Origin of the sequence: Hydrogenophaga sp. 2FB, from assembly GCF_005503365.1 — a bacterium.
Lineage (GTDB): Bacteria > Pseudomonadota > Gammaproteobacteria > Burkholderiales > Burkholderiaceae_C > Hydrogenophaga.
Window position 1 is genome coordinate 26228 of the sequence record NZ_SCML01000024.1, and the last position, 17384, is coordinate 43611.

General features: G+C 65.4%; 17 protein-coding genes. 4 read left to right on the forward strand and 13 right to left on the reverse strand.

Features of this window, described 5'->3' with window-relative positions; translation table 11 throughout:
* Window positions 1-105: 105 nt before the first annotated feature.
* Window positions 106-435, reverse strand: a complete 330-nt coding sequence (gene hpf, locus FFS09_RS15375) for a ribosome hibernation-promoting factor, HPF/YfiA family (protein ID WP_137919774.1) — start codon at window positions 433-435, stop codon at window positions 106-108.
* 244 nt (window positions 436-679) lie between these two features.
* Here hpf and FFS09_RS15380 point away from each other — a divergent pair, with 244 nt between their 5' ends.
* Together FFS09_RS15380 and corA are read left to right on the forward strand one after the other, a co-directional pair.
* Window positions 680-1948 carry a patatin-like phospholipase family protein gene (locus FFS09_RS15380; RefSeq protein ID WP_252374382.1) on the forward strand — a complete coding sequence of 423 codons (1269 nt, stop codon included), beginning with the start codon at window positions 680-682 and terminating at the stop codon, window positions 1946-1948.
* 208 nt (window positions 1949-2156) lie between these two features.
* The gene (gene corA, locus FFS09_RS15385; protein ID WP_137919775.1) at window positions 2157-3143 is read left to right on the forward strand and encodes a magnesium/cobalt transporter CorA; all 987 of its coding nucleotides are present in this window, start codon (window positions 2157-2159) and stop codon (window positions 3141-3143) included.
* A gap of 6 nt (window positions 3144-3149) precedes the next feature.
* Here corA and FFS09_RS15390 read toward each other — a convergent pair whose 3' ends face one another.
* From FFS09_RS15390 to FFS09_RS15430, 9 genes are all read right to left on the reverse strand, one after another.
* Entirely contained in the window at window positions 3150-3842 is a 693-nt protein-coding gene (locus FFS09_RS15390) for a 5'-methylthioadenosine/adenosylhomocysteine nucleosidase (RefSeq protein ID WP_252374389.1), read from the reverse strand.
* A gap of 138 nt (window positions 3843-3980) precedes the next feature.
* Window positions 3981-5660 (reverse strand): long-chain-fatty-acid--CoA ligase, encoded by a 1680-nt coding sequence (locus tag FFS09_RS15395; RefSeq protein ID WP_137919777.1) that lies wholly within the window; start codon window positions 5658-5660, stop codon window positions 3981-3983.
* Window positions 5661-5867: 207 nt separating this feature from the next.
* A complete protein-coding gene (locus FFS09_RS15400) occupies window positions 5868-7292 on the reverse strand; it encodes an NAD(P)(+) transhydrogenase (Re/Si-specific) subunit beta (RefSeq protein ID WP_137919778.1) in 1425 nt (474 codons plus the stop codon).
* Window positions 7289-7615 (reverse strand): NAD(P) transhydrogenase subunit alpha part 2, encoded by a 327-nt coding sequence (locus FFS09_RS15405; protein WP_137919779.1) that lies wholly within the window; start codon window positions 7613-7615, stop codon window positions 7289-7291. Before FFS09_RS15405 ends, FFS09_RS15400 begins: the two co-directional genes overlap by 4 nt.
* A 15-nt stretch (window positions 7616-7630) precedes the next feature.
* Window positions 7631-7993: an aspartate 1-decarboxylase gene (panD, locus tag FFS09_RS15410; RefSeq protein ID WP_137919780.1), complete on the reverse strand. Its 363-nt coding sequence runs from the start codon at window positions 7991-7993 to the stop codon at window positions 7631-7633.
* Window positions 7990-9123, reverse strand: coding sequence for a Re/Si-specific NAD(P)(+) transhydrogenase subunit alpha (locus FFS09_RS15415; RefSeq protein ID WP_137919781.1), 1134 nt, complete (start codon window positions 9121-9123; stop codon window positions 7990-7992). The genes panD and FFS09_RS15415 overlap by 4 nt, the downstream gene beginning before the upstream one ends.
* Before the next feature lie 11 nt (window positions 9124-9134).
* Entirely contained in the window at window positions 9135-10142 is a 1008-nt protein-coding gene (locus FFS09_RS15420; RefSeq protein WP_252374383.1) for an NADPH:quinone reductase, read from the reverse strand.
* A gap of 2 nt (window positions 10143-10144) precedes the next feature.
* On the reverse strand, window positions 10145-11137 hold the full coding sequence (locus FFS09_RS15425; protein ID WP_137919782.1) for an NADP-dependent oxidoreductase: 993 nt from the start codon (window positions 11135-11137) through the stop codon (window positions 10145-10147).
* Complete coding sequence (locus FFS09_RS15430; RefSeq protein WP_137919783.1) at window positions 11134-12069, reverse strand: amidohydrolase family protein; 936 nt, start codon at window positions 12067-12069, stop codon at window positions 11134-11136. The genes FFS09_RS15425 and FFS09_RS15430 overlap by 4 nt, the downstream gene beginning before the upstream one ends.
* A gap of 135 nt (window positions 12070-12204) precedes the next feature.
* Here FFS09_RS15430 and FFS09_RS15435 point away from each other — a divergent pair, with 135 nt between their 5' ends.
* Entirely contained in the window at window positions 12205-12984 is a 780-nt protein-coding gene (locus tag FFS09_RS15435; RefSeq protein ID WP_137919784.1) for an SDR family NAD(P)-dependent oxidoreductase, read from the forward strand.
* An 18-nt stretch (window positions 12985-13002) separates the two neighbouring features.
* On the opposite strand, the gene FFS09_RS15440 is transcribed toward FFS09_RS15435, so the two are convergent.
* Both FFS09_RS15440 and FFS09_RS15445 read right to left on the reverse strand, forming a co-directional pair.
* Complete coding sequence (locus tag FFS09_RS15440) at window positions 13003-13995, reverse strand: tripartite tricarboxylate transporter substrate binding protein (RefSeq protein ID WP_171020042.1); 993 nt, start codon at window positions 13993-13995, stop codon at window positions 13003-13005.
* A gap of 88 nt (window positions 13996-14083) precedes the next feature.
* Window positions 14084-15472, reverse strand: a complete 1389-nt coding sequence (locus FFS09_RS15445; protein ID WP_137919786.1) for an MmgE/PrpD family protein — start codon at window positions 15470-15472, stop codon at window positions 14084-14086.
* Window positions 15473-15604: 132 nt separating this feature from the next.
* On the opposite strand from FFS09_RS15445, the gene FFS09_RS15450 reads away from it, so the two are divergent.
* Window positions 15605-16528, forward strand: coding sequence for a LysR substrate-binding domain-containing protein (locus tag FFS09_RS15450; RefSeq protein ID WP_137919787.1), 924 nt, complete (start codon window positions 15605-15607; stop codon window positions 16526-16528).
* A 15-nt stretch (window positions 16529-16543) separates the two neighbouring features.
* Here FFS09_RS15450 and FFS09_RS15455 read toward each other — a convergent pair whose 3' ends face one another.
* Window positions 16544-17347 (reverse strand): TauD/TfdA dioxygenase family protein, encoded by an 804-nt coding sequence (locus FFS09_RS15455; RefSeq protein ID WP_137919788.1) that lies wholly within the window; start codon window positions 17345-17347, stop codon window positions 16544-16546.
* Window positions 17348-17384 lie beyond the last annotated feature (37 nt).

Consider the following 17384-nt stretch of genomic DNA (forward strand, 5'->3'; position numbering starts at 1 on the left):
CCCTTGGCTAGACTGCGGTCACAAAAAAGCCGCTTGACTTGTCAAGCGGCTTGCTGCAGCGCAACATTTGTCACGTCCCTCGGATCAAGGGATCGTGGCATCCGGTTACATCAAACGTTTGACCGTGTCGTGGTGGTGATCCTGCGTTTTGTCCTTGTGGCGCAGCACCTGGCGGTCCAGCTTGTCGGCCAGTTCGTCCACCGCGGCGTACAAATCAGCGTGCACGCTCTCGGCAAACAGATCACGTCCCTTCACATGGACGTTGCACTCGGCCTTTTGTCGCAGGTCTTTTTCCTTCAGGTTGTCCACCGTCAGCAGCACCTTGATATCGACCACCTGGTCGAAGTGTCGGGAGATGCGTTCCAGTTTGTTGGTGACGTAGCCGCGCAAGGCGGGTGTGACCTCAAGGTGGTGACCGCTGATCGTCAGGTTCATAAAGAAGCCTCCATTTGCTCCAGGTTGACACAAGCCACCGGGGGCCAAAACCTCCGGCGGCACGGGATGTCTTGAGGCCACTATGCCCATGAAAGCCCACCGGCGCAAGCCTGCCGGGCGCAACAAAGGGTGAATTCACGAACTGGCCGATTGATTGCATCCGCCCGTCGGATACTGCGTAGGGGATGTGTCATGATTTTGAGCAGCTGCGCACGCCAGGCACGCGCTCTGAAAGGCATCCGTTTTGTCCCTTGACACGCTGATCTCCCACAACACCCTGGCGCCCGACATGCCGGAGTACGGCGCCGATGCCTGCGCCCTCGTGCTCATGGGCGGCGGCGCACGCACCGCCTACCAGGTGGGGGTGCTCAAGGCGGTCGGAGCAATGTTGGCAACGCAATCAGCCCCTGGCGCCACCGCGGTGCAGCCCTTTCCCTTTCAATGGCTGTTCGGCACGTCTGCCGGCGCGCTCAATGCCACGTACCTGGGCAGCATTGCCGCACAGGGCCTGGCCGCGCTCACGGAACTGGCCGCCTTCTGGAGCAGCCTGCGCTCTGAACGTGTCTACCGGCTCGAGGCGCCCGGCTGGGTGCGCGCCAACCGCGTGGTCGCGGGTCTCACGCTGGCGCGGCAGGTGCGCAAGCACCGCGCCCTGCTCGACACGCTGCCCCTGGTGGACACACTGCACCACGTGATCGATCTGGACGACCTGGAGCGCGCGCTGGAGCAGCGGCTGATCCATGTGCTGGGCGTGACCACATCGAGCTACACCAGCGGCGAGCACTGGACCTTCTGCCAGACCCGCTCCGACAACCCGGTGCAGCCCTGGCACCGACCAGGTCGGCGCTCGGAGTTCCAGCCCATCACCATCGAACACCTGATGGCGTCGAGTGCGATTCCCTTCCTGTTCCCGGCGGTGCCGCTCTGGGTGGACGGGCGCAAGGAGTACTTTGGCGACGGCTCGATGCGGCAACTCTCGCCGCTCTCGCCGGCCATCCATTTCGGCGCGCGGCGCATCCTGGTGGTCGGTGTGGGCCAGCCCCAGCGCTCCGGCATGGCCACACGCGGCGCCAGCGAACCCACGGCCGGCACCATCGCCGGCCATGCGCTGGCCAGCGTGTTTCACGACACGCTGCAGGCCGATGTGGAACAGGCGCAACGCGTGAGCCAGACACTGGCGCGCCTGCCGCCCGCGCTCGCGGCCGCGCTGCCGTATCGGCCGGTGAACGTGCTCGCCATCCAGCCCAGCTTCTCGCTCGATGAACTCGCGAGCAAACACATCAAGGAGTTGCCCGCGGCCACACGCAACACCCTCACCGGCCTGGGCGCGCTGGACACGCGGCGCGGCGCGGCGGGCAGCGGGGCGGCGCTCGCGAGCTACCTGCTGTTCGAACCGGGCTTCGTCAACGCCCTGATCGAGTTGGGTGAACACGACGCCTGGCGGCGAAAGGACGAATTGATGCGCTTTTTTGGCGCAACCGAGGCCCATGCCCCCAGCACCCCGGTGCCATAATCCGAGCCTGTTTCACACCCGGAAAAACTCATGGAAAGCACACCTCCCAGTTGTGTGCTTTCAGCCTCTCCCGCAACCGTCTGAGCGCTGCCTGCAGCGGCCTGGACAGGGCAAGCGGTGGGCTGAAAGCAGCACCCCAACCGCCTCCGAGGCCTGCCGCGCCGGCCTCGACCCTTGCAAGACCGCATGACATCGCAGGGAGCACCGCATGCTCAACGTATTCACCCTGGCCAATGGCCGCCTCTTCCAGGAAGAGATCGAGTCGCTCGAAGAGCTGGCCCGCTTCAAGCCGATCTGGGTTGACCTGGAGGACCCCACGCCCGAAGAACGGCGCTGGGTCAAGCAGCACTTCGGCCTCTCGATTCCCGAAGACGCGATGGACGAGGACATCGAGGAATCGGCCCGCTTCTTCGAGGAAGACAACGGCGAACTGCATGTGCGCAGCGACTTCCTGATCGACGACGACGAAGACCCGCGCGCGGTGCGTGTGGCCTTTATCCTTAACGAACACAACGAAACGCTCAAGAGCCAGGGCGTGTTGTTCTCCATCCACGACGAGGACGTGCCGGTGTTTCGCCTGCTGCGCATGCGAGCACGCCGCATGCCAGGGCTGATCGAGAACGCCAAGGACGTGCTGCTGATGTTGTTCGACGCCGACGCGGAGTACTGCGCCGACACGCTCGAAGACATCTACGACGAGATCGAGACCGTGAGCAAGCAGGTGCTCAACAGCAATGCCTCGGACAACCTGCTGAGCGAGGCACTGTCGGCCATTGCGCGCCACGAAGACATGTCGGGCCGCATCCGGCGCAACGTGATGGACACGCGCCGCGCGGTGAGTTTCATGATGCGCAGCCGCCTGCTGAGTGCCGAGCAGTTCGAGGACGCGCGCCAGATTCTGCGCGACCTGGATTCGCTCGACAGCCACACCGCGTTCCTGTTCGACAAGATCAACTTCCTGATGGACGCGACGGTCGGTTTCATCAACATCAACCAGAACAAGATCATCAAGATCTTCTCGGTGGCCAGCGTTTCCTTGCTGCCGCCCACCCTGGTGGCCAGCAGCTACGGCATGAACTTCGACTTCATGCCGGAGTTGAAGTGGCACTACGGTTACCCGCTGGCGCTCGCGCTGATGGTGCTGTCGGCGGTGCTGCCGATGCTGTACTTCCGCAAACGCGGCTGGTTGCGGTAGGCCCGCTCAGCGCTGCGCCAGCAGTGCGTTGATGATCGCGCTGCTGTAGCGGCTCGCGACCTCGCGCAGGAAACGCGGGAAATCCACGTGGGCCGTGTCGTCGGCCCGGTCGGAGATGGTGCGCACCACGGCCAGCGGCACGCCGTAGTCGTGGCACACCTGCGCGAACGCGGCACCCTCCATTTCCACGGCCAGCGCATCGGGCAGGGCTTGGCGCAGCGCCTCGCTTTCCGCCGTGGTCGAGACGAAACGGTCACCGCTGATCAACAGGCCCTGGTGGCAGCGCGGCGCCTGCAGATGGAACTCGGACCGCACGCCCTCGTCGAGTTGCGACGGCAGTGCGCGCAGCACCTGCTCGCTGGCCTGCCGCAGTGCCACGGTGAGCGCCTCATCGGCATCAAAATCCGAACGGCCATAGCCCGGCACCTCATGGCGGGGGAACAGGGGCGAGGCGTCCATGTCGTGCTGCAGAAAGCGCTGCGCCACCACCACATCGCCCACCCGCACACCCGGCGCCAGGCCACCGGCCACGCCGGTGAACACGATGCGCCGCGCACCGAAGCGCTCGATCAGCGCGGTGGCCGTGGTGGCGGCGGCCACCTTGCCGATGCCCGAGAGCACGGCAACCACCTCCTGCCCATGCAGATGCCCACGCCAGAAGACGCGCCCACCCACGGTTTGTTGCTGCTCGTCGGGCATGAGGTCCAGCACGGCGGCCAGTTCTTCGTGCAAGGCACTGACGATGGCGATGGTGGTCACGGTGCGCCTCCAGACATCAAAAGAGGATCACAAAAAGAAAAGGCGGCCGAAGCCGCCTCGCATTGTCGCGCAGGGTTTTCAGCGCAACTCGCGCCGCAGGATCTTGCCCACCGGTGTCTTGGGCAGTTCGGTGCGGAACTCCACCACCTTGGGCTGCTTATAGCCGGTGAGGTTCTCTTTGCAATAGGCGCGCACCTGAGCCTCGGTCAGGCTCTCGTCCTTCTTCACGATCACCAGCTTGACCGCCTCGCCCGATTTGTCGTCGGGCACACCCACCACCGCGCATTCCAGCACGCCAGCCAGCTGGGCCACCACGTCTTCCACCTCGTTGGGGTACACGTTGAAGCCGCTGACCAGCACCATGTCCTTCTTGCGGTCCACGATCTTGAAGTAGCCGCGCGCGTCCATCACGCCGATGTCGCCGGACTTGAAGTAACCGTCGGGCGTCATGACCTTGGCGGTTTCATCGGGGCGCTGCCAGTAACCCGCCATCACCTGCGGGCCCTTGATGGCGATCTCTCCCGGCTGCCCCATCGGCACCTCGTTGCCGTCGTCGTCCAGGCACTTCATGAAGGTGTTGGGCAAGGGAACGCCGATGGTGCCGGTGTATTCCTTGTTGGTGGTCGGGTTGCAGCTGGCCGACGGACTGGTCTCGCTCAGGCCATAACCTTCGCAGATCGGGCAACCGGTTTTCTCCAGCCACAGCTTGGCGACCGCGCTTTGCACCGCCATGCCACCGCCCACCGAGACCTTGAGGTGGCTCCAGTCGACGGTGTTGAAATCGGGGTGGTTGGCCAGGCCGTTGAACAGCGTGTTGACGGCCGGGAAACTGTGGAAGTTGTGCTTGGAAAGTTCCTTGAGCACCGCGGCGAGGTCGCGTGGATTCGGGATGAGGATGGTCTTCCCGCCCGTGCGCATCGACAGCATCATGTTCACCGTGAACGCGAAGATGTGGTACAGCGGCAGGGCGCACACGCTGGTGGGCTGCTGACCGGCGGGCACATTCTTCATCACCGGGTCGTTCCAGGCCTCGGACTGCAGCACGTTGGCGATCACGTTGCGGTGTTGCAGCACCGCGCCCTTGCTCACGCCGGTGGTGCCGCCGGTGTACTGCAGCAGCGCCATGTCGTCGGGCTTGATCTCGGGGCGCTTGAAGGTGCCACGCGAGCCCTTGGCAATCGCGTCGTTGAAACGCACCGCTTGCGGCAGGTTGAAGGCCGGCACCATCTTCTTGACGTTGCGCACCACGTAGTTCACCAGCGCGCCCTTGAGCAAACCGAGCTGGTCGCCCATGGCCGCGAGCACCACGTGCTTGACCGGCGTGTTGGCGACGCACTGCTCCAGCGTATGCGCGAAGTTCTCGATGATCACGATGGCCTTGGCACCCGAGTCCTTGAGCTGGTGCTCGAGCTCGCGCGGCGTGTACAGCGGGTTGACGTTGACCACCACGAAGCCGGCGCGCAGGATGCCCGCCACCGCCACCGGGTACTGGGGCACGTTGGGCATCATGATGGCCACGCGGTCGCCCTTGACCAGCCCCAGGCCCTGCAGGTAGGCCGCCAGGGCCTGCGACAGGCTGTCGGTCTGCGCGAAACTCACGTCCTTGCCCATGAAGCTGTAGGCGGTGCGGCCGGCGTGCTTCTGGAAGCTCTCCTCCATCAAATGCACCAGCGACGGGTACTGCGCCACGTCGATGTCGGCAGGCACGCCGGCGGGGTAGGCGCCCAGCCAGGGGCGATGGGCCGTGGATTCGGTCATTCGGAAGCTCCTCGTTCTTGTCAATGCACCCAATCGCGCATTGTCTGTGGAAAGTTTTACGCCAGACCTCGTGTTTTTCCCTTACGCGGTTCTGACAGGCGGTGCCCATGTATAGCAGGTGACAGGCCAGGGAGGCGCTACAAAAACCGAAGGGCCGGTGTTGCCACGGGCCCTTCGGGAGAAACACTGCGGAGACGAGGCCGGGCCTTACTCGATGGCCTTGGTCATGTCCTCGACGACCTTCTTGGCGTCACCGAAGACCATCATGGTCTTGTTCATGTAGAACAGCTCGTTGTCCAGGCCGGCGTAACCCGCGGCCATGGAGCGCTTGTTCACGATCACGGTCTTGGCCTTGTAGGCCTCCAGGATCGGCATGCCGTAGATCGTGCTGCCCTTTTGCAAGGCGGCGGGGTTCACCACGTCGTTGGCGCCCAGGATGATCGCCACGTCGGCCTGGCCGAACTCACCGTTGATGTCTTCCATTTCGAACACCTGGTCGTACGGCACCTCGGCCTCGGCCAGCAGCACGTTCATGTGCCCCGGCATGCGCCCGGCCACCGGATGGATCGCGTACTTCACCGTGATGCCCTTCTCGGTCAGCTTGTGGGCCAGCTCTTTCACCGCGTGCTGCGCACGGGCGACCGCCAGGCCGTAGCCCGGCACGATCACCACGGTCTCGGCGTTGCCCAGCACGAAGGCCGCGTCGTCGGCGCTGCCGCTCTTGACCGGGCGTGCTTCGGCCTTGGCACCGCCGGCGGTCGCGGTCTCACCGCCGAAGCCACCCAGGATCACGTTGAAGAACGAGCGGTTCATGGCCTTGCACATGATGTAGCTCAGGATCGCGCCCGAAGAGCCCACCAGCGAGCCGGCAATGATCAGCATCGAGTTGTTGAGCGAGAAGCCGATGCCGGCCGCCGCCCAGCCCGAGTAGCTGTTGAGCATGGAGACCACCACCGGCATGTCCGCGCCACCGATCGGGATGATGATCAGCACGCCCAGGATGAAGCCCAGCGCGATCACCAGCACGATGTCCATCCAGCTCTGCGAATGCCAGAAGCCGAAGCAGAAGAACACCACGGCCAGGCCCAGCAGCAGGTTGAGCTTGTGCTGGCCGGGGAACTGCACCGGTGCGCCCTGGAACAGGCGGAACTTGTACTTGCCCGAGAGCTTGCCGAAGGCGATGACCGAGCCGGAAAAGGTGACCGCGCCGATGAAGGCGCCCAGCGCGAGTTCGATGCGGTTGCCGCCCGGGATCGGGGCACCGTTGGCAACGATGCCGAACGCCCAGGGTTCGGCCACCACGGCCACGGCGATACAGACCGCGGCCAGGCCGATCATGCTGTGCATGAAGGCAACCAGTTCGGGCATCTTGGTCATCTCGACCCGGTTGGCCATGAGGGCGCCGATGGCGCCACCCACGACCAGGCCACCCAGCACCCAGGCCATACCTTCGGCCTTGCCGCCGGAGAGCTCGATGATGAGCGCGGCGGTGGTGAGCACGGCGATGGCCATGCCCGTCATGCCGAAGACGTTGCCCCGGATCGAAGTGGTCGGGTGCGACAGGCCCTTCAAGGCCTGGATGAAGCAGACGCTGGCGACGAGGTACAGCAGCGTGACGAGGTTCATGCTCATTTCGCGGCCCCTTCAATCGCTGCGGGTGCCTTGCGTTCTTTCTTCTTGAACATTTCCAGCATGCGCCGGGTGACGAGGAAGCCACCGAAGACGTTGACCGCGGCCAGCGCCACGGCCAGCACGCCCATGGTCTTGCCCAGGTTCGTCTCGGTCAGCGCGGCGGCCAGCATGGCACCGACGATCACGATGGCGGAGATCGCGTTGGTCACGGCCATCAGCGGCGTGTGCAGCGCGGGCGTGACGTTCCACACCACGTGGTAGCCCACGTAGATGGCCAGCACGAAGATGATGAGGTTGAGGATGGTGGGGGATACGGCTTCCATGGCAATGTCCTCGCGTCAGATTTTCTTGATTTCGGAGATGCGGTTGCCCTCACCGAGCAGCACCACGCTGGGCTTCCAGTGGGGCACCATGTCGTCAGCGACCGGTGCGTAGGTGCAGATGATCAGCAGATCGCCCACATGCGCCTTGCGCGCGGCCGCGCCATTGAGCGAGATCGCGCCCGAGCCGCGAGCGGCCTTGATGATGTAGGTGGAGAAGCGCTCGCCGTTGTTGACGTTGTAGAGCTCGATCTTCTCGAACTCGCGCATGTCGGCGGCGTCGAGCAGGTCTTCGTCGATCCCGCAGGAACCTTCGTAGTGCAGGTCGGCTTCGGTCACGGTTGCGCGATGCAGTTTCGCGCGCAGCATTACTCGGTTCATTTGCGTTTCACTTCACCGTTGTGGGTCATCAGGCAGGCAGCGACGATGTCGTCGTCCATGGGAACCTGCACCGCCGTGGCGTCTTTGGGCAGCACCAGCTTGAGGAAGTCCAGCACGTTGCGCGCGTACAGCGCGGACGCATCGGCGCCCACCATGGCCGCCAGGTTGGTTTCACCCACGATGGTCACGCCGTGTTTGACCACGGTCTTGTCGGCCTCGGACAGCGGGCAGTTGCCCCCCACGCCGTCCGCGCCCTTGCCGGCGGCAATGTCCACGATCACGCTGCCGGGCTTCATGGCCTTGACCATGTCTTCGGTGATCAGCACCGGCGCGGCACGCCCGGGGATCAGCGCGGTGGAGATCACCACATCGGCCTGGGCCACGCGCTTGGCCACCTCGACCTTCTGGCGTTCCAGCCAGCTCGGGGGCATCGGGCGGGCATAACCACCCACGCCTTCGGCCGCTTCTTTCTCTTCGGCGGTCTCGTACGGCACGTCGATGAACTTGCCGCCCAAGGACTCGATCTGTTCCTTCACGCTCGGGCGCACGTCGGACGCTTCGATCACCGCGCCCAGGCGCTTGGCCGTGGCAATCGCCTGCAGGCCGGCCACGCCGACGCCCAGGATCACGACACGCGCGGCCTTGACCGTGCCCGCCGCCGTCATCAGCATGGGGAAGAAGCGCTGGTAGTGGTGCGCGGCCAGCATCACGGCCTTGTAGCCGGCGATGTTGGCTTGCGACGAGAGCACATCCATGCTCTGCGCGCGCGTGGTGCGCGGTGCGGCTTCGAGTGCGAAGGCGGTGAGCCCCGCGCTGGCCATGCGCTGCAGGCCCGAAGCGTCGAAGGGGTTGAGCATGCCGACCACGGTCGCGCCCGACTTCATCTGCGCGAGCTCGCTGTCGCTGGGCGTGCGCACCTTGAGCACCAGGTCGCAACCGAGCGCGCCGGGGGCGTCGGTGATTTCTGCACCGACGGCCGTGTAGGCCGCGTCGGTCGCGCTGGCGGCAACGCCGGCGCCCGACTGCACGCGCACGGTGTGGCCTTGCGCCACGTATTTCTTCGCCGTTTCCGGGGTCACGGCCACACGGGTCTCACCCGCTGCCGTTTCGGCGGGAACTCCAATCTTCATGCAAGCCTCGTTCAGTTCGGTGTGGCGGACGCGTCGCAGAGCACCACCACGGTGCCCATCTTTTTCTTCGCTTCGACAGCCAGGTGGGCCTTCGCCGTGTCTTGCAGCGGGAAACGCTGGTCCACGCTGTGGATCGCATTCGGCGTCTCCCGGGTCCAGCGCTGGACCCCGAGCTGCGCCTCGCGCCGCACGCCCGCGGACAGGCCGGACAGGTACAGGCCGCGCAAGCGCAGGTTCTTGCGGATGACGCTCGACAAGGGCAGCGCCGTCACGGCATTCGGGCCGATCGCGTACGACACCCAGGTCGCGCCCTCGCTGGCGACGTTCATCACCAGATCGCTGTTGGCCACCGCGTCGACATCGACAATGCGGTGCACGCCCTGCGGACCGGCCGCGTCGCGCACCTGCTGCAGGGCATCGGCGGCGGTGTAGATCACCACGGCATCGGCACCGGCGCGGCGCGCGTGCTCGGCCTTCTCGGAGCTGCTCACGGTGGCGATGACTTTGGCGCCGCCCCACTTGGCGAGCTGCACCGCGTAGTGACCCACCGCACCCGCGCCGCCGGTGACCAGCACCACGCGCCCCTGGATGGGGTTTTCGTCAAACAAGGCGAGGTAAGCCGTCATGCCGGGAATGCCCAGGCAGGCGCCCTCCTCGTCGCTGATGTGGTCCGGGAGTTGGCACGCCAGCTCCTCGGGCAGGCAGATGTACTGCGCGGCGGTGCCAAAGGCCCGGCCGCGTTGGCCGAAGTAGACCCACACGCGTTCGCCCACACGTTGCGCGCTCACACCCTCGCCGACCGCGTCGATCACACCGGCGCCGTCGCTGTTGGGAATGATCTGCGCGAACTCCATCGCATGAAGGCGGCCGGCACGCCGGTTCGCATCCGCCGGGTTCACCGCCGATGCGCTCAAGCGCACGCGGACTTCACCCGGCCCGGGTGTGGGCGTCGGGATCTCACCGTAGATGAGAACCTCTTGCGCCGAACCCTGCTTTTCGTACCAGACCGCCTTCATCATGTTCAGCCCACCTTGACGAGTTGCTTGCCGAAGTTCTTGCCCGTCAACATCCGGATGAACGCATCCGGCGCGTTGAGGAGGTCGTCGGCGACGTCTTCCTTGAACTTGATCTTGCCTTCCTTCAGCCAGACCGACAGCTCGCCGAGGGCCTTGGGCCAGTACTCGCGGTGGTCGGCGATCACGAAGGCGTAGACCGTCACGCGGTGCATCAGCAACTGGCGCAGACCCTTGACGCCGTAGGGCTCCTTGGCGTTGTACTGGCTGACGTTGCCGCACAGCGCGATGCGCGCATGGTCGGCAATGCGCTGCAGCACCGCATCCAGGATGGGACCGCCGACGTTTTCGAACAGCACGTCCACGTAGTTGGGCGTGGCCGCGGCCAGTTGTTCTTCGAAGTCGGGTGCGCGGTAGTCCACACATACATCGAAGCCCAGTTCCTCGACGACGTAGCGGCACTTCTCGGCGCCGCCCGCAATGCCGACGACGCGGCAACCCTTGAGCTTGGCGATCTGGCCGACCACGCCGCCCACGGCACCCGAAGCGGCGGTCACCACCACGGTTTCGCCCGCCTTCGGCTTGGCCAGTTCCAGCAGGCCGTAGTGCGCCGTCACGCCGGTCATGCCCAGCACGCCGAGCGCGGCCGAGGTCGAACCCATGGCGGGGTCGAGCACGCGCGCCGTCGTCTTGTTGATGACGCCATAGTGCTGCCAACCCAGGCCGGCGGCCACCAGCGTGCCCTTGGGCAGCGCGGGCTCACGGCTCTCGATCACCTCACCCACCGTGCCGCCGGGCATCAGTTCGCCGGGCTTGAGCGGCTCGGCGTACGAGCGGATCGGGTCCATGCGGGGACGCATGTACGGGTCGAGCGACAGGTACTGGTTGCGCACCAGCGCCTCGCCTTCCTTGAGTTCGGGCAGATCGGACTTCGTGATCTCGAAGTCCTCGGGCGTGACCATCCCCTTGGGATGGCGCTTCATGCGGATCTGCGTGTTCATGCGAGTGCTCCCGGGACTTTGCGAAGAATGGCTTCGGCGTTGCGGTACATGTAGTCGTCCAGGGCTTCGTCCTTGATCGGCAGGTTCAGCGTGTCGCGCACCGAGTCGTCCACGCCGAAGAAGGAATACGCCGATGCGTAGATGAAGCGCTTGGGCAACCAGTTGATGCCGTCCACATAGGCCTGGCCGCCAGGGGCGAAGGCGTACACGTCGGGCGAGACGAACACGTTCATCAGACCGGTCACGTCGCTCTTGAACGCCAGCGCCACGGCTTCGTTCACATATGGGTAGCAGCCATGGCCCAGGATCACCGGCATGGTCGAGTAGCGACGCGCCACGCGGTCGAAGCGCACCGGGTCGGTGTGGCTGATGTCGGGGCCGGCCAGCGGGCCGGTCATGAACAACAGCGGGATGTTCAGCTCGGCCACGCGCTCGTACAGCGGGAACAGTTTTTCGTCGTCGGCGTACATCGGTGTGCGCGCCAGGCCCGGCTCCAGGCACACGCCCACCAGGCCCATTTCCTTCACCGCGACCTCGATACCGGCCAGGATCTCCTTCATCGGCTTGTCGAAGTCGATGCCGGCCAGGCCCAGCAGGCGGCGGTTGGTCCGCGCGGTCAGCGCCTGCAGGTCGGTGTCTTCGATGTGCACCGGCACGGGCCGGTTGACGTTGTGGCGACCGTTCATCAAACCCAGGCGCACGCCCACGGAGTCCATCTCGGAGACCAGCGCGTCCAGCGCGCGGTCTTCCGAATGCGGCCATGGCTCGGTGGAGATGGCGTACGAGCGGGGCACGGCGTGACCCATGATGCGGTTGACGTTGCCCACCACGTTGGGCGTGAAGAAGGTGCGGTACGGGCCAGTGGGTGGGCGCAGGCGGAAGTCGATGATCTTGCCGGCCAGGCGGTCGAAGCGGGCTTGGAAGTCGCTCATGGGGTTGTCTCCTGAAGAGCTGGGTTGGGGGTGGAAATCACGTCGTGTGAAGTCACTATACACGATTAATGTCGACATGCAACATGTCGCGTGATAAATTGAACTTTCCTCCACCACCCGGACAACCGCCCTCCCATGACCTCCTCCCGCTTTGCAGATCCTTTCTCGCTCGAAGGCCGAACCGCACTCGTCACCGGTGCCGGCCGTGGCATCGGCAGCAGTTGCGCCGTGGCGCTGGCGCGCGCCGGTGCCGACGTGTGGCTGATGGCGCGCAGCGTTGACGAGATCGACGAGGTGGCCGCCCGCATCCGCGCCGAGGGTGGCAGCGCTCACGCCGTGGCCTGCGACGTGACGGACTCGGCGGCGGTGCGCCTGGTGGTGGCCAGCATGCCGGTGCTCGATGTGCTGGTGAACAACGCCGGCACCAACACCCCCGAGCCGTTCCTCGACGTGAGCGAGGAACGGCTGGACTTTCTGCTCAACCTGAATGTGCGGGCGATGTTCCTGGTCGCGCAGGCGGCGGCTCGCAAGATGCTCGAACACCCGGACCGTGCCGCGCGCGGCGGCGCGATCATCAACATGACGTCACAGATGGGCCACGTGGGGCAGACGCTGCGCAGCGTCTACGTCATGGCCAAGCATGCGCTGGAGGGCCTGACCAAGGCCACGGCGCTGGAACTCACCCCGCTGGGGATTCGCGTGGTGTCGATCGCGCCCACGATCATCGAGACGCCCATGATCGCCGACCGCATGGCCAGCCCCGACTTCGCCGAGCGCGTGGTCTCGCGCATTCCCATCGGCCGCGTCGGACAGCCCGACGAGGTGGCGGCCGCGGTGCTGTTCGCCGCTTCGCCAGCGGCCTCGCTGGTGACGGGCAGCACCATCTTCGTCGATGGGGGGTGGACGGCGCAATAGACAACAACGGCGGCGGATTCACTCTGCCGTGATGCCGGCACTGGCGATGATCGCCGCCCACTTGTCGATCTCGCTGTGGATCAGGCGTGTGTAAGCCTCCGGTGGGCCTCCGGCCGGGTCCATGCCCTGTGCGATCAGGCGCTCGCGCTGTTCGGCGCGTTGCATGCCCTCGACGATGGCCTTGTTGAGCTTGTCGATGATGGGCTGGGGCGTCCCGGCTGGCGCCAGCGCCCCGTACCAGGAACTGGCCTGGTAGCCCGGCAGGCCTGCCTCGGCGATGGTGGGCACGTCCGGCAGCGCTTTGGTGCGCTCGCTGCCGGTGACCGCCAGCGGCACCAGCGTCCCTTGCTTGATATGACCCAGCGTGGAGGTAATGGCCGACATGAGGATGGGCACTTCGCCGCCGACGACCGCGGTGGTGGAGGGCGCGCCGCCTTTGTAGGGCACATGTTTGATCTGCACCTTTGCCATGGACAGGAACAGCTCCATCGCCATGTGCGTGATGTTGCCAATGCCGCCGGAGGCATAGTCGAGCTTGCCGGGATTGCGCCGCGCATAGTCGATCAGTTCGCGCACCGAGCGCACGGGCAGCTTGGGGTTCACCGCCAGGATCGAGGGGCCATACGCGATGAGCACCACCGGCGCCAGATCCTTCTTCACGTCGAAGGTCAGCTTGGGGAACATCGACGGCATCGCGATGGTGGCATTGTTGAGGTACAGCACGTGCCCGTCCGGGGCCGAGCGCGCCACATACTCCGCGGCGATGTTGCCGGCCGCGCCGGGGCGGTTCTCCACCACGACGGACTGCCCGAAGGCATCCGTGAGGCTCTGTGCAATCACCCGAGCCACCACATCCGTGGCGCCCCCAGGCGCAAAGCCGGAGACCAGGCGCAGAGGTCGGTTCGGGAAGCTGGCCTGCTGAGCAAGCGCCTCAAGGGGAAGCCACGACGCGGTGGCCAAGGCGGCACCCCCGGCCAGCAGGCCGCGCCGGGTCTCGAAACGATGGTTCATGTCTGTCTCCGTTCTGTTGATGTGGGCTTGCGCCCGCGCCGGCGGCATCGCGCCACCGGTCTTGCAGGACGCGGCGGTGGGGCCGTTGTCAGTCGCGCGCCACGCAGGCGGCCAGCAATTCGCCCAGGCTGGACCGGGAGAACCCGAGCGCGGCGGCAATGGCCTTGCGTTGCTGGGCCTCGTTCAGAACGCCGGCCGAAAGCGTCATGAACTTCTGCGTGATGTCTTCGTCACTGAAGGGGTCGCGGTAGTCGCCCTTGGGATAGGCGAACTCCCGCACCAGACTGCGGCCGTCCTGCAGCTCGATCGTGACGCGGGTGGGCCTGTCCGGCGGAAAGCGGGCGTCCATCGCCTTGTCGTGCACGCATTCGACCTTGGCCATCATGGCCTGCACCTCGGGCGCATCCCAGCGTTTGGCCATCAACTGGCCGATCTCGTAGGTGCCGTCGACCAGGGAAACCGCCACGGCATACGGCAAGCTGTGGTCGGCCGTCTCGCGCTCGTCGATCTCGTAGCGCGAGGTCCCGCCCATGCCATGCACCATGTCCTCCATCAGCCATTCGAAAGCGTCCACCTGCACGCGGCGCACGTGCGCGGGATCGATGGCGAATTCCTTGACCAGCGACAAGGTGGCATCGATGGAACTGTGGATGATGTAGGCCGCCGGGTAGCGCTTGAGGCAGGTGATTGGCAGGCGCCAGCGATCGAAAGGCGCCGTCAGCACGCTCCAGTCGCAAGGCCCGAAGACCTGCCGGGACAGACCCCGTTTTCCTTCGAAGACCTCACGCGGACCCGTCATCCCGGCCTGGGCCAGGTAGGCCGCCTCGATGCCGCGGGACGCGGCAAGCCCCGCGCTGGCCCCCTTGAGCATGGACATCTGCCCCACGCGCACTTCGCCAATCGTGGGATAGCAGCCCGCGATGGCCAAGGCCTGTGCCAACTGTGCCTCGTCCAGATGCAACAGCGCGCCGGCTGCGGCCGCGCTGGCGATGGTGACCAGCGTTGTCTGGTCCCACCCCAGGGTCTTGAAGAAGGAGCTGCTGGTGAATTCGCAGCACCGCATCTGGACTTCAAAAGCGATCAGGATGGACTTGATCACGTCCATCGGAGCGCTGTTCTCCGCTTCCGCCACGGCCAGGCACGTACCGATGTTGTCACTGGAATGAGCGGGATTGACGGAGAAGTAGGTGTCGCTCATGTCGAGGTCCCGCACCATCATGCAGTTCACCATGGCCGCACCCAGCACCGAAGACTTCGCCCCGCTGCCCAGGATCGTGCAGGCAGGCGAACCGGCGATCTTGCTGGCCCAGCGCCGACCGGCCTGCACCGCGGGCGACCGGTGGGCGCCCAGTGCACAGGCCAGGCTGTCCAGCAGCAGGCGTTCCACCGCGTGAACGACCTCGGGTGCCGGAGCGGGTCCCGCCATGGCGCCGTGGATATGGTGAGCCAACTGCTCGGTGATACTTTTCGCTTGCACTAAGAGTCTCCTTGTTTGAAAGTCGGGGACCGCCACCGGCCCCTTGCGATCGAACTCTAGGTGCGGGCCACTGAAACGTAAAAGACCTGTGCGGCATGGCGTCAGACCTGTTGGTGATGGAGAAAGACGACGATGAAGATCAGACAGCTGCAATACGTCCTGGAGACCTACCGCAACGGGAATCGCATCACGGCCGCGGCAGAAATGCTGCACACGTCACAGCCGGGCATGAGCCGCCAGATCCAGCTGCTGGAGGCGGAACTGGGCTTTGAGGTCTTCAATCGGCAGCGCAACCGCATCGTCAGCGTGACCGAGCCCGGTCGCGAAGTGGTGGCCATCGCGCAGCGCATGCTGGCCGACGCGGAGCGGCTGCGTCGTCTGGGCGATGCCTTTTCGCAGTCCTCGGGCGGCACGCTGGCGGTGGCCACGACCCACACCCATGCGCGTTATGTGCTGCCCGACGTGATCACCCGGTTCTCCAAACTGCACCCGCAGGTGCGGCTGGAGTTGCGGCAAGAAAGCCCGATGGGTGTCCGAGAGATGGTCGATGCAGGGGGCGCCGACATCGGGATCGGCACCGATTCGGGCAAGCGGTTTTCCGATCTGGTGGTCTTGCCCTGCTTCAACCTGGGGCGCAGCCTGGTCGCGCCGACCGGGCATCCCGTGTTGCGTCTGAAGAAGTTGACGCTGGAAGCCGTGGCGCGCTACCCGCTCATCACCCACGGTCACAGCGGCAATGGCGCGGTGCTGGGTGAATTCCGCAAGGCCGGCATAGAGCCCCACGTGGTATTTGGCGCGCTGGACGCCGATGTGAGCAAGACCTACGTCAAGCTGGGCATGGGCATTGCCATCGTCACCACGCTGGCTTTCTCGTCCCGCGACGACAAGGGGCTACGGGCGCGCGATGCCAGCCACCTTTTCCCTTCTTCCACCACCGGTCTGGCGGTACGCGCCCACAGCTACCTGCGCAACTTCACCTACGACTTCATTCAATTGATCGCACCCCATCTCACCGAACAGGTCGTCAGGGACGCGGTCGCAGCCGGGACGGCGTGAAGGACCCGGCGGTTTTCAGACCGGCACTTCGCCCTTGAGCGTGACGCGGTTGAGCACGCGCTCCTGTTCGCCGTAGTCGTGCACCGCGTAGTGCATGGTGCAGCGGTTGTCCCACATCACCACATCGCCCGCGCGCCACATGTGGCGGTAGATGTTGTCGGGCTGGGTGCAGTGCGCGTACAGGTAGTCCAGCAAAGGCCGGGTCTCCTCCGGCGTCATGCCGTCAAAGCTCTCGATGTTGTCGCTTTGCGCGATGTAGAGCACCTTGCCACCGGTTTCGGGGTGGGTGCGCACGAGCGGGTGGACGGCGCAGGCGATGTCCTTGTCCGGAATGCCCTGCATGCGCGCCAGGCGCACGCCACGGAAGCGCACCCGCACGCCGGCGAGCATGCGTTTCATGCCTTCGGAAAGGCGGTCGTACGCCACGTACTGGTTGGTCCACATCGTGTCGCCGCCGTTCGGCACCACCTGCGCCGAGAGGATCGACAGCTTGGGCGGCACGGCGGTGAAGGGGCTGTCGTAGTGCCAGGCTTCGGTGGACGAGGTCGCCTTCGGGATCTTCGTGATCTGGATGACCTCCGGGTGCTCGGCCATCTGCAGCTTGCTGAGCCCTGCAGTGACCACCGGTTCGCCCCAGTGGCGCGCGAAGGCGACCTGCGCGGCGGGACCGATGAACTGGTCCCGGAACACCAGGGTGCAGTACTTCAGGAACGCGGCGCTCAGTTCACTGAACACCTCGGGTGAAATGGGTTCGTTGAGGTTGATGCCTTCGACCGAGGCACCGACGTTTCCCGTGAGGGGCGTGATACGCAAGCTCATGTTGGTCTCCTTCATGTATGCGTGCGAAGGATATCCG

Coding starts and splice junctions, on each gene's coding strand:
- FFS09_RS15450 (WP_137919787.1), top strand. CDS start 15,605: ATGAAGATCAGACAGCTGCAATACGTCCTGGAGACCTACCGCAACGGG.
- FFS09_RS15420 (WP_252374383.1), bottom strand. CDS start 10,142: ATGATGAAGGCGGTCTGGTACGAAAAGCAGGGTTCGGCGCAAGAGGTT.
- FFS09_RS15390 (WP_252374389.1), bottom strand. CDS start 3,842: ATGCCCGACGAGCAGCAACAAACCGTGGGTGGGCGCGTCTTCTGGCGT.
- FFS09_RS15415 (WP_137919781.1), bottom strand. CDS start 9,123: ATGAAGATTGGAGTTCCCGCCGAAACGGCAGCGGGTGAGACCCGTGTG.
- FFS09_RS15440 (WP_171020042.1), bottom strand. CDS start 13,995: ATGAACCATCGTTTCGAGACCCGGCGCGGCCTGCTGGCCGGGGGTGCC.
- panD (WP_137919780.1), bottom strand. CDS start 7,993: ATGAACCGAGTAATGCTGCGCGCGAAACTGCATCGCGCAACCGTGACC.
- FFS09_RS15435 (WP_137919784.1), top strand. CDS start 12,205: ATGACCTCCTCCCGCTTTGCAGATCCTTTCTCGCTCGAAGGCCGAACC.
- FFS09_RS15395 (WP_137919777.1), bottom strand. CDS start 5,660: ATGACCGAATCCACGGCCCATCGCCCCTGGCTGGGCGCCTACCCCGCC.
- corA (WP_137919775.1), top strand. CDS start 2,157: ATGCTCAACGTATTCACCCTGGCCAATGGCCGCCTCTTCCAGGAAGAG.
- FFS09_RS15455 (WP_137919788.1), bottom strand. CDS start 17,347: ATGAGCTTGCGTATCACGCCCCTCACGGGAAACGTCGGTGCCTCGGTC.
- FFS09_RS15430 (WP_137919783.1), bottom strand. CDS start 12,069: ATGAGCGACTTCCAAGCCCGCTTCGACCGCCTGGCCGGCAAGATCATC.
- FFS09_RS15425 (WP_137919782.1), bottom strand. CDS start 11,137: ATGAACACGCAGATCCGCATGAAGCGCCATCCCAAGGGGATGGTCACG.
- FFS09_RS15405 (WP_137919779.1), bottom strand. CDS start 7,615: ATGGAAGCCGTATCCCCCACCATCCTCAACCTCATCATCTTCGTGCTG.
- hpf (WP_137919774.1), bottom strand. CDS start 435: ATGAACCTGACGATCAGCGGTCACCACCTTGAGGTCACACCCGCCTTG.
- FFS09_RS15400 (WP_137919778.1), bottom strand. CDS start 7,292: ATGAGCATGAACCTCGTCACGCTGCTGTACCTCGTCGCCAGCGTCTGC.